General features: G+C 72.6%; 10 protein-coding genes. All 10 read right to left on the minus strand.

Annotation, left to right across the window (positions count from 1 at the left end; all coding sequences use genetic code 11):
* Window positions 1-16: 16 nt before the first annotated feature.
* Window positions 17-2,131 (minus strand): elongation factor G, encoded by a 2,115-nt coding sequence (fusA, locus tag FM119_RS01020; protein ID WP_087135839.1) that lies wholly within the window; start codon window positions 2,129-2,131, stop codon window positions 17-19.
* A 135-nt stretch (window positions 2,132-2,266) separates the two neighbouring features.
* Window positions 2,267-2,737, minus strand: a complete 471-nt coding sequence (rpsG, locus tag FM119_RS01025) for a 30S ribosomal protein S7 (protein WP_087135840.1) — start codon at window positions 2,735-2,737, stop codon at window positions 2,267-2,269.
* The gene (rpsL, locus tag FM119_RS01030) at window positions 2,737-3,111 is read right to left on the minus strand and encodes a 30S ribosomal protein S12 (protein ID WP_087135841.1); all 375 of its coding nucleotides are present in this window, start codon (window positions 3,109-3,111) and stop codon (window positions 2,737-2,739) included. The genes rpsG and rpsL overlap by 1 nt, the downstream gene beginning before the upstream one ends.
* A 366-nt stretch (window positions 3,112-3,477) precedes the next feature.
* On the minus strand, window positions 3,478-4,182 hold the full coding sequence (locus tag FM119_RS01035; protein WP_087135842.1) for a hypothetical protein: 705 nt from the start codon (window positions 4,180-4,182) through the stop codon (window positions 3,478-3,480).
* Between the two features lie 61 nt (window positions 4,183-4,243).
* Window positions 4,244-4,774 carry a hypothetical protein gene (locus FM119_RS01040; protein WP_087135843.1) on the minus strand — a complete coding sequence of 177 codons (531 nt, stop codon included), beginning with the start codon at window positions 4,772-4,774 and terminating at the stop codon, window positions 4,244-4,246.
* Window positions 4,767-5,309, minus strand: coding sequence for an FHA domain-containing protein (locus tag FM119_RS01045; protein WP_087135844.1), 543 nt, complete (start codon window positions 5,307-5,309; stop codon window positions 4,767-4,769). Before FM119_RS01045 ends, FM119_RS01040 begins: the two co-directional genes overlap by 8 nt.
* 16 nt (window positions 5,310-5,325) lie before the next feature.
* Window positions 5,326-7,893: a transglutaminase-like domain-containing protein gene (locus tag FM119_RS01050; RefSeq protein ID WP_087135845.1), complete on the minus strand. Its 2,568-nt coding sequence runs from the start codon at window positions 7,891-7,893 to the stop codon at window positions 5,326-5,328.
* Complete coding sequence (locus tag FM119_RS01055; RefSeq protein WP_087135846.1) at window positions 7,890-9,170, minus strand: DUF58 domain-containing protein; 1,281 nt, start codon at window positions 9,168-9,170, stop codon at window positions 7,890-7,892. The genes FM119_RS01050 and FM119_RS01055 overlap by 4 nt, the downstream gene beginning before the upstream one ends.
* Window positions 9,167-10,162 carry an AAA family ATPase gene (locus FM119_RS01060; RefSeq protein ID WP_087135847.1) on the minus strand — a complete coding sequence of 332 codons (996 nt, stop codon included), beginning with the start codon at window positions 10,160-10,162 and terminating at the stop codon, window positions 9,167-9,169. The genes FM119_RS01055 and FM119_RS01060 overlap by 4 nt, the downstream gene beginning before the upstream one ends.
* The gene (locus FM119_RS14290) at window positions 10,159-15,447 is read right to left on the minus strand and encodes an Ig-like domain-containing protein (protein WP_087135848.1); all 5,289 of its coding nucleotides are present in this window, start codon (window positions 15,445-15,447) and stop codon (window positions 10,159-10,161) included. The genes FM119_RS01060 and FM119_RS14290 overlap by 4 nt, the downstream gene beginning before the upstream one ends.
* Between the last annotated feature and the right edge of the window lie 57 nt (window positions 15,448-15,504).

The following is a 15,504-nucleotide window of genomic DNA, read 5'->3' on the forward strand; positions in this document are numbered from 1 at the left end:
CGACCAGGCGTCGGGACTACTCGCCCTTGGCCTTCTGGACGATCTCGTCGGCAACAGCCTTCGGGACCTCGGCGTAGCTCTCGAAGCTCATCGAGAACACCGCGCGACCCGAGGTCTTCGACCGAAGGTCACCGATGTAGCCGAACATTTCCGACAGCGGGACGCTGGCACGGACAACCTTCACGCCCGACGCGTCCTCCATCGACTGAATCATGCCACGGCGCGAGTTCAGGTCGCCGATGACATCACCCATGTACTCCTCGGGCGTGCGAACCTCGACGGCCATGAGCGGCTCGAGCAGCACGGGCTGCGCCTTACGGACAGCCTCCTTGAAGCCCATCGATCCGGCGATCTTGAACGCCATCTCGGAGGAGTCGACATCGTGGCTGGCGCCGTCAAGCAGCGAGGCCTTCACGCCGACCAGCGGGTAGCCGGCAAGGATGCCGACGTTCATCGCGTCCTGGAAGCCAGCGTCGACCGAGGGGATGTACTCGCGCGGAACGCGGCCACCGGTGACCTTGTTCTCGAACTCGTAGGTCTTGTCGCCCTCGACCTCCATGGGCTCGATCGCGAACTGGATCTTCGCGAACTGACCCGAACCACCGGTCTGCTTCTTGTGGGTGTAGTCGTGACGCTCGACGGCCTTCTTGATCGTCTCGCGGTACGCGACCTGCGGCTTACCGATGTTCGCCTCGACCTTGAACTCGCGCTTCATGCGGTCCACGAGGATGTCGAGGTGCAGCTCGCCCATACCCTTGATGACCGTCTGACCGGTCTCCGGGTCGAGCTGGACGCGGAAGGTCGGGTCCTCTTCGGCGAGCTTCTGGATGGCGACGGAGAGCTTCTCCTGGTCGGCCTTCGTCTTCGGCTCGATGGCGACCTCGATCACGGGGTCGGGGAAGGTCATCGACTCGAGCACGACAGGGGCAGCCGGGTCGGTCAGGGTGTCACCGGTGGTGGTGTCTTTCAGGCCGATGACCGCGTAGATGTGGCCGGCGGTGACCTCGGGAACCGGGTTCTCCTTGTTGGAGTGCATCTGGAAGATCTTGCCGATGCGCTCCTTCTTGCCCTTGGTGGAGTTCAGCACCTGAGCACCGGACTCGACCTTGCCCGAGTACACGCGGACGTAGGTCAGACGACCGAAGAAGGGGTGGACGGCGACCTTGAAGGCCAGCGCGGAGAAGGGCTCGGTCGCGTCGGCGTGCCGGAGGATGACCTTCTCTTCGTCCTTGGGGTCGTGCGCCTCGATGGCGGGAACGTCCAGGGGCGAGGGCAGGTAGTCCACGACCGCGTCGAGCATCGGCTGAACACCGCGGTTCTTGAACGCGGAGCCGCAGAGCACGGGGTAGATCTCGCTGTTGACCGTGAGCTTACGGATCGCAGCCTTGATCTCGGGGATCGTGATCTCTTCGCCGCCGAAGAACTTCTCCATGAGCTCGTCGCTGGTCTCAGCAACGGTCTCGAGGAGCGCGTTGCGGTACTCCTCGGCGCGCTCCTTGAGGTCCTCGGGGATCTCACGGGTCTCGTAGGAGGCGCCCATGGTGACGTCACCCTTGGCGTCTCCCGGCCAGACGAGGGCCTTCATCTCGACCAGGTCGACGACGCCGACGAAGTCGTTCTCGGCACCGATCGGCAGCTGCATGACGAGCGGCTTCGCACCGAGGCGCTTCACGATCGTGTCAACGGTGAAGTAGAAGTCGGCACCCAGCTTGTCCATCTTGTTGACGAAGCAGATGCGGGGGACGTCGTACTTGTCGGCCTGGCGCCAGACGGTCTCGGACTGGGGCTCGACGCCCTCCTTGCCGTCGAAGACGGCGACCGCGCCGTCGAGCACGCGGAGCGAGCGCTCCACCTCGACGGTGAAGTCGACGTGCCCGGGGGTGTCGATGATGTTGATCTGGTTCTTGTCCCAGTAACAGGTCGTCGCGGCCGACGTGATCGTGATGCCGCGCTCCTGCTCCTGCTCCATCCAGTCCATCGTCGAGGCACCGTCGTGGGTCTCACCGATCTTGTGGTTCACACCGGTGTAGAACAGGATGCGCTCGGTGGTGGTGGTCTTACCAGCATCGATGTGCGCCATGATGCCGATGTTGCGGACCTTGTTCAGGTCGGTGAGCACGTCAAGTGCCACGGGGTTCCTCCAGGGAGTTGGGTGGGGTGAGGTCGAACTTGGCTGAGGAGCCGGCCGGGGAGGGGCCCGATACCTTCCGGCATCAGACCCCGCCCCGAACTGCCGCCACCAGGTGGCGCCGGCGGCTCCGACGCGCTACCAGCGGTAGTGCGCGAAGGCCTTGTTCGACTCGGCCATCTTGTGGGTGTCCTCGCGACGCTTCACAGCGGCGCCCAGACCGTTCGAGGCGTCGAGGATCTCGTTGGTGAGACGCTCGGTCATCGTGTTCTCACGACGGCCCTTCGCGTAGCTGACCAGCCAGCGCAGGGCCAGCGTGTTCGCACGGTGGGGCTTGACCTCAACGGGGACCTGGTAGGTCGAGCCACCGACGCGGCGCGAACGCACCTCGAGGGTCGGCCGGACGTTGTCCAGGGCCTTCTTGAGCGTGGCGACGGCGTCCTGACCGTTCTTCGCGGCGACACCGGCGAGCGCGTCGTACACGATGCGCTCGGCGAGGCCCTTCTTGCCGTCGATGAGGATCTTGTTCACCAGCTGGCTGACGATCGGTGCGCCGTAGACCGGGTCTGCGACGACGGGGCGCTTCGGAGCGGGGCCCTTACGAGGCATTACTTCTTCTCCTTCTTCGCGCCGTAGCGGCTACGGGCCTGCTGACGACCCTTGACGGCCTGGGTGTCCAGGGCGCCGCGGACGATCTTGTAGCGAACACCGGGGAGGTCCTTCACACGACCACCGCGGACTAGCACCATCGAGTGCTCCTGCAGGTTGTGGCCCTCACCGGGGATGTAGGCGGTGACCTCGGTGCCGTTGGAGAGCTTCACACGAGCGACCTTGCGCATCGCCGAGTTCGGCTTCTTCGGGGTGGTGGTGTACACACGGGTGCACACACCACGCTGCTGGGGGTTGGCCTTCAGGGCGGGCGCCTTGGTCTTCGAGACCTTGGGGCTGCGACCCTTGCGGACCAACTGCTGAATAGTTGGCACTGCTTCTCCTTGATTACGCTGCACGGTGACAGCTGCTCCATGACGGGCTAGCATTCACACCACGGCGAGCCGGGTGTGAGTTCAGATGGATCCGCCCGGAACCGGGGACCGGGACCGTGATGGACGGATATGCCGTGGGGGCACCGCGGACGGCACCCGATGGGCCGGTCCAGGGAACCGAATCCGAGGATCCCGCTCTCCGCTACTCCCGCCTCGCGGCGAGGATGCTCCAGCCCTGCGGCGAGGATCGGCACCCGCTCGCCCTGCTTTTGGGCAGGGTCCACCGGCGCGTCAAAACGCACACTGGATCAGTTTATGCTCGGCGCGCCTGCCGGTCAACTGGACACAGACAGGGCATGGCGGCGCTCACCAGGCGGTCGGCGGCAGCTCGAGGCTGTCCCCCAACTCGCCCAGCAGCGCGGTGACTTTCGGCTCGACGTCGGCGGCCACCGCCTGCCCGATCTCCCCGCGGTATCCGGCGAGGAGCTCGCACACGCGGTAGCCGAGCTGGCGGGCGCACACGTCCGCCCTGCCGATCTGCTCGCGCAGCAGCGCGGCGTGCTCCGCGTCGAGCGGATCGTGGTGCTCCCCCTGGCCGTGCTCGGCGTCCTCATCCGTTGCACCGCTCGCCTCGCGCCGCCCGTCGCCCGGCCCCTGCGCGGCCAGCGGCTGACCGGCGAGCTCGGCGAGGGTGAAGAGGTACGGCGCCCCGTCGACGGGCTCCGGGTCCAGCGGTGCGCCGCTGAGCTCGGGGGGAAGCCCCCTGTCGGGTCGGTACCTCCGCGCGTTCCGCCGCTCCGCCCTGCTCAGCTCGGCCGCGAGCAGGGGCAGCTCCGCCGCGGTGAAGCGGTCGACCTCGTCGTCGATGACCGCCGTCAGCCTGGTGGCGAGCGAGTGCTGGACCGCGTGCGGCACGTCACCGTCGAGCCCCGCGGAGGCGATGAGCGGCGACCCGAAGCAGCGCCGGCAGATCCGGGTGCGCCCCCGGTGGGTCGACGGCTGCCACGAGGGCAGCCAGTCCAGCCACGCGACGACCGCGTGGCCGACACGGGACTCGAGGGTGTGCTCCACACCACAACGCTAGCGCGCCGACACGCCCGAGACGCGGAGGCGGCTGCGCGGGCGGCGCGTGTCAGCGGCCGTCCTCGTCCTCCCACGGCCAGCGGGCGGGGCCGCCCGGCTCGTCCGGCGAGGCGACGAGCAGCGCACACAGCAGCACCGTCGGGACGGCGAGCACGCCGTCGGCGATCGTGAACGGCGACCCCAGGCGGTCCCCGGCGAAGCCGAGCCCGTGCAGCACCGATCCGCTCTCGACCCACACCGCCAGGCCACCGGCGACCGCCGCGCCCAGCCAGGCGGCGACGCCCCCGACGAGGGCCGCGCCGACGGAGGGCCGCATCGGCGCGGTGGGCTGTGCCCTGCGCGCCAGGACCCGCAGCTGCGCACCGCGCAGGCAGGCCACCCCGACGACGGTGACCGCCGTGATCGGCATGACGAGCCCGACGAGGATGCTGTGCTCCCCCTCGACGACGTCCCGGTCGAGCAGCAGGCTGAGCACGCCGGACACGGCGATGACCAGCGCCGCGTACACCAGCGTCGCCAGGAGAGCGACGACGACGGCACGCGACGCGAAACGGTCGGGAGCGGGGGACGGATCAGTCATCGCCGCTCCGGGAGATCCGCAGGGGGCACTCGCCGAGGACGACGATCGACCCGGAGACCGCGAGCACGTCAGTGGCGTCCCCGGCGGGGAGCGGGACCCCGGCCGGCGACAGCACGACGGTGCCGTTTGTGGACGACAGGTCGCGGACGAGGACGCCCCCGGCGACGGGGACGAGCAGGGCGTGCGTCGCGGAGACGCTGAGGGCCGACTCCCCCCTCACGGGGACGGACACCGTTCCGGGCCGGGGCCGGGGAGCGCGCCCGAGCAGCAGCGGGACGTCGAGGGCACGGGAGGCGCCGTCGGGGAGCAGCAGGACGAGGGCGTCGGCTCCGCCGTGCGGCACCGGCTCGGCTTGACCCGGCGCGTCGTTGAGGAGCGCATCGCCGACGAGGAAGCGCCGCACGCCGGCGGTGGAGGCGGTCGGGGGCGTCGGGCCGGCGCCCGGCTCCGGCCCGTTCCCCTCCGACGCGGTCGCGGCCCCCGGAGGCGGGCCGATGCGGCCGGGGACGGCCCGGTCGGGGGAGGTCTGCGCCATGCCGTCCCTCCCGTGATCACTCGGCCGTGCGCCGACGGCGTGCGAGCCGGAACAGGCTCCGCAGTCGGCGGTGCCAGTTTAGCCCTCGCGCCATCCGGTGCTCCTGCTCAGCCGCGACCGCCCAGAGCCGGGCGACCTCGTCGCCGTCGGGCTCGGCGCCGGAGAACACCGCCCTGTCGACGTCACGGGCGAGGCCGAGCAGCTGCGCGTCCTCCTCCTCCCGCATGCGCGCGGCCGCGCTTTCGCGGTGCTGGCGCCGTGTGGACGCCGCGTCCGGCTCGCCTCCCCGATGCCCGGATGCGTGGTCGACATGGCCGGAGGCGTCGGCGGCGGCGTGGCCTCGCCCGATCGGACGGGGCCCGCTGCCGACCGGGGCGTGCCCGCTCCGGGCCGAGGGGGGTCCGCTCCGATGACCGGGGGGCTGCGCGGCGAGCACCGCGTTCAGCCGCGCCGCCCTGTGCTCCCTGCTCCCTCCCTCCGGCACGGGCCAGCCCAGCTCGACGCCCCGGTCGATGAGCTCGTCCCACGCCGCGGCGGCGACACGATCGGGCCGTCCCGTGCGCCGTCGACGCCAGGACCGCCCGGCCCGCACGGCCGCGAGCGCAGCGGCGACGGCCGCGAGCGCCGCGGGCAGGGCCAGCACGAGGCCCGCGGCGCGGAGCCACACGAGCCAGTCGTCGTCCCGTCGATCGCGCTCCTCGTCCCTGTCGTCGAGCTGGGCGGAGCCGAGCAGCTCGTCGACGGGCGCGTCGGCGCGCGGCGGCTGACGGATCTGCGGCTGGGGCTCGGCCTGCGGCTCGGGCTTCTGGTCCTGCGGGATCTCGGTGTCGTCCGGCGTCGGGTCGAAGCTCACCCAGCCGACCCCCTCGAAGGGGACCTCCACCCAGGCGGTCACGTCCGCCCCGGTCACGGGCGTCGACGCGTCCCCGTTCCCGTCCCCGTCCCCGTCCTCGGCGGAGGCGTCGGGGAGGAACCCCATGACGACACGGGCCGGGTACCCGAGCGTCCGGGCCATGAGGGCGAAGGCGGAGGCGTACTGCTCCTCGTCGCCGATCATCTGCGACCGGCTCAGCAGCTCGTCGACCCGGTCGGACCCGTGCCCCGCGCGCGACGGCGCCGAGTCGTCGGGCAGGCCGTGGCTGAGGTAGCCGGTCGTGGCGAGACGGTGCTCGATCGCGCGCAGCCGGGCGATGGCCCCCTCCTCGCCCGCGGCGAGACGCGTCGCCGTCTCCCGTACCGACTCGGGGACGTTCCGGGGCTCCGGCAGGGCGATGTCGGCCACGGGCACGCCGTCGAGCTGTGCGTCCGACACCGCGGGAGCATCGGCTGCACCGACCGCGTACTCCGCGCCGGGGGGCACGCCGCCCACGACGACGGCGCTCATGTCGGCGGCGCTGTAGCGGAGCAGAGGGAACGACCGCCCCGACGACGCATCGTGGTCGTCGATCGTCCGAGCCCTGCCCGGCAGGGGCAGCCAGATGCCCTCGTAGTCGACGAGGCTGATCGTCGTCGTCGTCTCTCCGCCCTCCGGCCCCGGGTCGACGACGGGAAGCCGTCGGCCGACCACCGTGAATGCCCCGCTGACGTCCCGCGCGCCGCCGGGATCGGCGAGCGCCCACACCCTGCCGTCGAAGTCCGTCATCGCCGCCAGTCTGATGCGCCCGCCCGGCTCGCCACCCCGGACGCGGAACAGCTCCTGATCGGCCCTGTCCTTGGTGAAGGCGCGGAAGCCGGCGAGCGGGCTCGGCACCTCCCTCGCCTGGACGGGCGGCACGACCTGATCCCTGAGCACCGTCCTCGATCCGTCGGGGAGCAGCAGGACCGCCCCCGCGCCGACGACGGCCGCGGCCGCGAGGGACCCGGCCATCCGCAGCACGCGGGAACCGGACCGTGGGGATCCGTCGCGTCGGAGGCGCGGGGCTCCGCGCGAGGCCGGCCGCCCGCTCCCCCCGCGCGCCGGCCGCGGCCGCGCGGCGTCGGCAGGGGGCAGGTGCACCGACCAGGACAACCAGAGCACGGACAGGGCGACGACGGCGATGGCACGGGGCACGGGGAGGAACGGCTCGGCGGTGCCGATGCAGGCCGTGAAGACGTAGAGCGCCAGCCCCGGCGCGAGCACGAGCAGCAGACGCGGGACGCGCCGCGGCCCCCACGGCGACAGCGAGACGGCGAGCCCCACCCCGGCCAGGGCCGCGACGACCGTGCACACGAGCGGCAGCACCCGCACCGTCGCCGGGTCGACGATGGGCGGCTGCACGGTGAACACGTCCCGCCACGACGACACCGAGCCGACCAGGACCGTCCGAAGCGCGTCCGCCGACGGGAACACCCCTCCGAGCGTCTGCTCGGGGACCACCACCGCCGGGCCGATCAGCAGCGCTCCCGCGGCCGCGGCCGTCAGCGTCAGCGGCACCCCCCACCTCCGCCACGAGGCCAGCAGCGCCACCGCCGTGCCGAGGCCGATGCCGGCGAGCGCGGGGGCGAGGGCGGCCGCGCCGAACACGGGAACGAAGCCGAGGGAGGCGACGAGGGTCAGCAGCACGGGGACGGCCACGTCGACGCCGCGCACCCGCCCGGCCGTCATCCGAGGACCCCGAGTGCGCGGTCGAGCTGGTCGAGGGCGCCGAGGCGCACCGAGCGGATGTCGCCCAGGGAGCTGACGCGGGCCGGCATTCCCGGCGCGGACTCCAGGTGCACGACGGCCGTCCCCCTCCCGACCAGCGCGCCGGCCGAGCGCAGCTCGGTCACGGGGATCCCCCTCCCCCCGACGATGACGAGGATCCCCGGGGCCTCCTCGCCGGCGAGCATCGGCCGCATCCGCTCCCGCAGGCCCGCCGTCCCCTGCGGGTCGGTGACGAGCCGCGCGCAGTCGTCGAGCAGCGCCGTCGGTGTGTGCGTGCGGCACCGGACGCCCTCGCTGAGCAGCGACACCGCCCTGCCGGAGCGGATCATCGCGGCGGCGATCGACGCCGAGGCGCGCACGGCCAGCTCGAGGTCCTCGCCGTCGCCACCGTCGTCGTACGCCCTCGCGTCCCTCGTGAGGAACACGACGATCCGCGAGCGCCGCGTCTCCTCGAACTGGCGCACCAGCAGTGATCCGGTCCTGGCGCTGGAACGCCAGTGCACGAAGCGGATGTCGTCGCCGGGCACGTAGTCGCGCAGCGTCCGGAAGCTCAGGTCGTTGTCGGTCACCGTGGAGGACTCTCTCCCGTCGAGGTCGCGCATGACCCCCGTCGCGGTCGGGCTCAGCCGCCGCGTCTCCGGGTGGACGAACAGCTCGATGCGTTCCGTCCAGCTGACGGCGCGGCGGAACAGCCCCAGCGCGTCGCCGCGGATGGAACGGGCGGGGCCGGCAAGGATCACCGAGCGACGCCGGGTCGGCACGGCGAAGAGCTCCTCGTGTGACTCGTCGGGCCGGAGCGAGGGCACGCGGAACTCGACGGCGCCCCGCCCCACGGGGACCTCCATGAGCACGGGCAGCGACCGCAGCGGCGCCTCGTTCACGACGAGCAGCCGGCCGAGCGCCCGCTCGCCCTCGACCACCCGGACCGGCGACAGCTCGATCGTGACCCGGAACAGCGGCCGGCCGAACAGCGACAGGGCGGCGAGCGCGGCCGCGGCGAGCAGGACCGCCCCGACGACGATGAGCTCCGTCCAGCCGAGCAGCACGCCGCTGAGGCCGAAGAGCGCACCGCCCCCGAGCGCGGTCCACCCCAGCGGGGTCACCGTCTCCCTGACCGGCCGGAGCCGGGACCGTGAGACGCTCAGCAGCCGTCTGGCCGTCCGGGTGACCGCGGGCAGGCCCGCCCTGGCCCTGGCCGTGTCGTCCCGCCCGTCGACGCCCCCTGGCCCTGCGCTCATGCGGACCGGTGCTCGGGCAACGGCAGCTCGGTGAGGATGGCGGCCACGACCGACGCCCCGTCCGCACCGGCGAAGCGGCTCTCCGGGTCGAGCACGAGCCGGTGGGCGAGGACGGGGACGGCGAGCCGGGACACGTCCTCCGGCGTGACGAAGGCCCGTCCGGCGGCGAGCGCCCACACGGCCGCGAGTCGGGCCAGCGCCAGGCCGCCGCGCATGCTCGCCCCGAGGGCGACGTCGCGGTGGCTGCGGGTGCGTTCGAGCAGCTCGGCCACGAAAGCCATCACCGAGCGCTCGACGTGCACCCGCGAGGCCATCTCCGACATCGCCGACAGCTCGGCCGTCCCGATGATCGGCTGCACGTCGTCGGAGCGTGAGCGGTGGAACGAGTCGAGCAGCAGGTCGACGGCGACGTCCCTCGAGGGGTAGCCGAGCGCGGTCTTCACCAGGAAGCGGTCGAGCTGGGCCTCGGGCAGCGGGTACGTCCCCGACTGCTCGATGGGGTTCTGCGTGGCGATCACCATGAACGGCTGCGGGACCGCGTGGGTCGTGCCGTCCACCGTCACCCTGCCCTCCTCCATGACCTCGAGCAGGGCCGACTGGGTCTTCGGGCTGGCCCTGTTGATCTCGTCGGCGAGCACGATCCCGGCGAACACCGGCCCGGGGTGGAACTCGAACCCCCCGGACGCCTGTGCGTACACCGTCACGCCCGTCACGTCGCTCGGCAGCAGGTCGGGGGTGAACTGGATCCGTGCGTGCCGCGAGTCGACGGTCCGCGCGAGCGCCTTCGCCAGCACCGTCTTGCCGGTTCCGGGGCTGTCCTCGAGCAGCACGTGGCCGCCGGCGACCATCGCCGCGACGACGAGCCCGATGACGTCCCTCTTGCCGAGCACCGCGGTGCCGACGTTGTCGACGAGTCGCTCGAAGGAGTCGTGGAACCACTCGCACTGCTCGGGGGTGATGGCGCCGGGGTGCGCCCGTTCTGCATCGGTCATTCGATCCTCTCTCCCGTCCTCGCATCGAAGGCGGGACTCGTGCTGCCGTCGTCGAAGCGCAGCCGGATGCCGCACGACGCCCGCAGCCAGCCGTCGACGTCGGCGCTGATGCGGAACCCCGTCGCGCCGGAGACCGGGACGTCGGTGACGGGCCCGGGGTCGGTGATCGCGACCCACCTGTCGAAGCGGCAGCCCTCCACCCCGGCGACGAGTCGCCGTTCCTGCCAGTGCCTGACGGTGCCGACGAACTCCCAGCGCCCGCTGAAGTCGATGTTCTGGCCGCGGTAGGCGGCCCGGAGCGACTCGACGGTCGGTGTGCCGTCGTCGGCGTCGCGGGTCGTCACCGTGTTCGTCGCCGACCAGGGCCCGCAGGAGCCCGCGGCGCCGCAGGCCCTGACCTCCGCCTTCGCCGTCCCCGGCGTCGACGCCGTCAGGGTGAGGGACCGCGCATCGCCGGCGGCGCGCTCGGTGCGGCCGTCGTATCTGACCTCGTAGCGGTCGATCCGCCCGCCCGTGTCGTGCGGTTGGGACCACGAGGCCCTCAGCTCGGTGGGGACGACCCACCGGTCGCCGGTGACGGTGAGCTCGGCCCCGGAGACGGCGCCCGGCCGCCCGTATGCGGTGGCCGTGGCGGCCTCGGACTCGGCCGACGCCCCGACCGCGTTGACGGCGACGACCGTCACCGAGACGCGGTGGCCGTTCGTCACGTCGAAGCGGTGGCTCTGCCCCGCCCTCGCCAGGGTCGCGGTCTTCCCGTCGTCGGTGCGGAGACGATACTCGGTGATCGGGGAGCCGTTCGTGGCCGGGGCCGTCGCGATCGTCGCGGTGACCTCGCCGTCCGCGGCGGAGAGCTCCGGAGCGGCGGGGCGCGAGGGGACGTCGGTGACGACGAGCTCGACCCGTCCCGTGGCCTCGCGTTCGCGGTCGCCCGTGGCGTCGCCGATCCGGTAGAGGACGCTCACCGTCTGCGTGCGTGTCGCCCCCGCCGTGACCCTGACCTCCGAGCCGCGGACGCTCGCCGTGGCCTCGCCGGCCTCGACCCTGGCCTCCAGCAGCCGGAGGGGGCGGTCGGGGAAGGGGTTCTGATCGTTCGCCGTGACCGGGACGTCGACGACCTGTCCCGGCCGGACGTCGTCCACCCGGTCGGCGACGGCGACCGGCGGCTCCCTGGTCGAGGACACCACGCGCACCCTCGCCTCACCCTCCACGACGAAGTCGCCGTACCGCACGGAGAAGGTCACCGTCGTCGCCGTCCCCGCCGGGGTTCCGAACGGTGCGGAGGCGGTCAGTCGGGAGCCGGACAGCGACACCTCCACGCCCTCGCCGCCCCCGGAGAGCTCGCCGTAGCTGACGCGTGACAGCTCGTCAGGGTTCGGGTGGGTCGTGCTGTCCCTGAGGTCGACGGATACCGGCTCCTCACCGGCCTCGACGGTCAGCGTCGGCGGCGTGAAGCCGGGGGGCATGTCGGTCATGTCGGGGTCGCCGACGGTGATGGGCAGGATGAGCACCGACGTGCCACCCCTGCTGCCGTCGCTCACCGTCATCGTGATGGAGGCGGGTCCCCGGTAGCCCTGCGCGGGGGTGAACCGGAGCGTGCCCTCGTCGACGTAGCTGGACTCGCCGTCGGAGTGCACGCTGCTGACGCCGTCGGCGCCGGTCAGCCGCACGGCTTTTCCGGTCGGCGAGCGGACCAGGTCGTCGAGCCGCCACTGACGGGTCTGGCCCTGCTCGACGACCTGCTCGGGCAGCCCGGGGATCAGCTCGGGCGGGACCCCGTCGCTGTACGGTGGCACGATGACGAAGGCCGCGGCGCTGCGTTCGTCGTCCGCGCCGGGCTCGCCCGAGCTCAGCCGATAGGTGATCACCGTGCGACGGTCCCCCCTGCGCACGGACAGGGTGCCGTCCTCCGCGACCGTAGCGGCGTCGGCGTTCGCCCCCTCGACGCTGACCCTGAGCCCGTCGACCGGGCCGTTCGGGTTGGCCGCGCCCGCGCGGGGGTCGACGGTGACGACCCGTTCGCCGACGACGTCGCCGGCCTCGACGACCTGGTCCACCGCCGTCGGCGAGGAGATCGTCGCCGTCGGCGTCACCGCCACCCTGAGCACGGCCGTGTCACGCCCGCCGTGCCCGTTGTCGATCGTGTATCGGACGGAGACGGTCGTGTCCTCCTCCGGCGCGGTCACCACGATGCGCCGGCCCTCGACCACCGCGGCCGCGCCCGCGGTGACCTCGCCCAGCTCCTCGGCGAGGGAGACGGGGTAGCCGTTTGGGTCGGAGTCGTTGTCGAGCACGGGGACCGAGACCGTGGTCCCCGGGCGCGCCTCGACGGCGTCGTCGACGGCGACGGGGGGAAGAGTCCGCTCCGGACGGGGGACCACGCCGATGCGGATCGTCCCCGTGCCGATCTCGCCGTCGGGGTCGCGCAGCTTGTAGCTGAACTCGTCGGTGCCCGCGGCGTCGGGCGAGGCGCGGTAGACCAGCTCCGCGCTGCTCTGGCCGGTGACGGCGCCCAGCTCGGGGGAGCCAGCCACGCCGTCCAGGACCGTGGAGTCGCCGTCCGGGTCGACGCCGTACAGCGGAAGGGCGAGGGACACGCTCGCTCCGGCGAACACCCGTGCGGTGACGGTCCGCGGCGCCGGCGCCCTGTTCACCTCGCCGCCCAGCGGGAGCACGGTCACCCGCACCCTGGCGGTCGCCGTCTGGCCGTAGTCGTCGCCGACCGTGTAGACGAGCGAGTACTCGCCCTCCTCCTCCGGCGCCTGGATGCGAACCTCGTCCCCCGAGACGAACGCGACACCGCGGTTCGGCTCCTCCGCCAGCTCCTCGTCCAGGTGGAGGACCGCGTTGTCCGGGTGCACGTCGTTGTCGAGCACGGCGACGCTGCTGACGTCCCCCGCCCTGACCGTCACGGCGTCGTCCCTGGCCACCGGCGGCTGGTGGCTGCTCAGCGCGGGGACAGGGATGACGGTGACGGCCGCGGTGGCGCTGGCGTGACCGTCCGAGACGGTGTACTCGAACTGCACGCTGCGTTCGAGCGCCGCCGTCGAGCTCACCCGGATGATGGAGCCCTCGACGACCTCGATGGACAGTCCCAGCGCCTCGTCGGGCACCGCGAGGTCCTGGACCACGAGGACGGAGCCGTCGGGCGACTGGTCGTTCGCCAGCACGGGGATGCGCGTCGGCTCGCCCTGACGGAGGAAGCCGACGTCCCGCACGGCCACGGGCGCGCTCCGGTCCCCGGGCCGGTCGCCGACGTCGACCCTGATCATCCCGACGCTCGTCTCCGAGCCGGCGCCGAGCGTGTACTTGACGTAGTAGCTGCCGGTCGTCCCCGCGGTCGCCTGGACGGTCCCCGCATCCCTGTCGACGGTGATGGTGATGCCGCCGGTCGTGGCCGTCGCGTCCCTGAGCTCGAGCGGCTCGCCGGAGGGCGACACGTCGTTCTCCAGCGGGTCGACGACGATCGGCTGCCCGACGAAGCCCTCGCCGAAGTCGGGCGCGCCGACGGGTCCGAGCGTGCCCCGTTCCTCGACCGCGACGGTGAAGGAGCCCGTCGACTGCGCGGAGCCGTCCGACACCGTGACCTCGACGGAGCGCTCACCGGTCTGGGCGCCGTCGTGGGCGAGGGTGACCAGCCCGTCCGGGCTCGTGCGCACGTCGTCGCCGGCGGAGGAGCGCGCGCCGACCAGGACGAGGTCGTCGCCGTCGGGGTCGTCCCAGTCGGTGAGCGCGTTGTAGCTGATCGACTGGCCGGCTTCGACGCTCGTGCCCCCCGTCCTGCTCTGCACCGGTGCGGAGTTCTCCTCGTCGGGGACGACGCGCAGCGTGATCTCGGCCGTGGCCGAGCCGCCGGGTCTGCCGTCGTCCACGCGATAGCCGAGCACGACCTCCCCCGACCGCCGCGACGCGTCCGGCTCGAACTGCAGCGCCCTCCCGCCGTCGATGGGGGTGAGCCGCCCCCAGCCCGCGGGGAGCTCGTCGACCCGGCTGATCGTCAGCACGTCGCCGTCCGGGTCGGTGTCGTTCGCCAGCGGGTCGATGACGGTGCTCCGGCCCGGCCGCACCCCTGCGTCGTCGTCGCGCGCGGTGGGCGGCCTGTTCTGATCGGTCCGCTCGGCGATGGTGTCCTCGAACGACTGCGTGGCGGAGCTCTTGTCGCCGTCCGGTGCGGCGTCGTCCTCGGGAGGGGTGACCGTCTCCCAGTCCGAGACGAGGCGCATGTCGCTCTGGCCCCGCCAGACCTCGCCGGAGACGGCGTCGTTGAGCACGACCGTCGACCCGTTGACGCGGAACACCGGGGCGGTGTCGCGCTGGTCGCCGCCGAGCTCGGCTCGGTGCGGTGCAGACCCCGCACAGGAGTGCAGTACCCGCGCGGCCGCGCCCCAGGCCGCGTAGTCGCAATCGCCGACCGCCACGGGTCTGGCGATTCCCGCAGCACCGGCGTCGGGCGCGGTGATCTCCGCGGGGACGGTGGTGATCTCCCCACCGCCGAGGGGAACCCTCAGCAGCGCCTCGTCCGTCGCCAGCAGCAGGCGGTCTCCCGCCGTGCCCGGCTGCTGGACGGCCACGACGCCCCCGGGGAGCTCGCGCTCGGCGCCCCCGGGCACGATCATGCGGTGCGCATCCCTGTCGACGACGACGACGGTGTCGCCCGCTGCTGTCAGGACGGGGTCCCCGAGGGGGCCCAGCTCGCTCGTCTCCGGCTCCCCTCCCCCCGCGTCGAAGCGGAGGAGCTGCCCCGACTCCGGTGCGAGGGCGACGACCTCACCGTCCGGAAGTACGAGCGCCTGTGCGTCGTGCCCGAGCTCGGCGACGGGCTCCTCGTCCGCGGCGCTGAAGCTCAGCCCGCCGTCGAGGTCGGTGATCCAGAGCCGCCCATCGGCGGGGTCGACGATGCTCAGCCTGTCCCCGCGCAGCGCGATCTGGGCGTCGGGCGGCACGTCGGCCCGCGCCCCGAGGCTCGCGTAGGAGGTGTCGACCTGCTCGAGCGAGGAGAACCCACCGTCGTGCACGAGGACGTTCTCGCCGTCCTGGAGCACGTCGAGCGTCGCCGACCGGGTCGAGACGGCCGACTCCAGCTCGCCGATCTGCGCGTTCATCCTGCCGATGCGCAGCTCATCGCCGTTGGTGACCCAGACGTCCCGCGGTTCCAGTTCCGGTTCGGTCACCGGAACCCCCTGGTTCGCGATCGCCAGCGCGACCGGGACGCCGATCAGGAGGACGCTGAGCGCGGCAGAGACCGCCCGCGGACGTGCCGGCCGTGCCGACGACTGCGCTGATCCCACCGGTGCGCGTCCCCCTCATGCATGAGTCGGGGCCGTCCCCCGACGGCTCCCGACGCC

The sequence above is a fragment of the Mycetocola reblochoni REB411 genome (assembly GCF_900163835.1).
GTDB lineage: Bacteria > Actinomycetota > Actinomycetes > Actinomycetales > Microbacteriaceae > Mycetocola_B > Mycetocola_B reblochoni.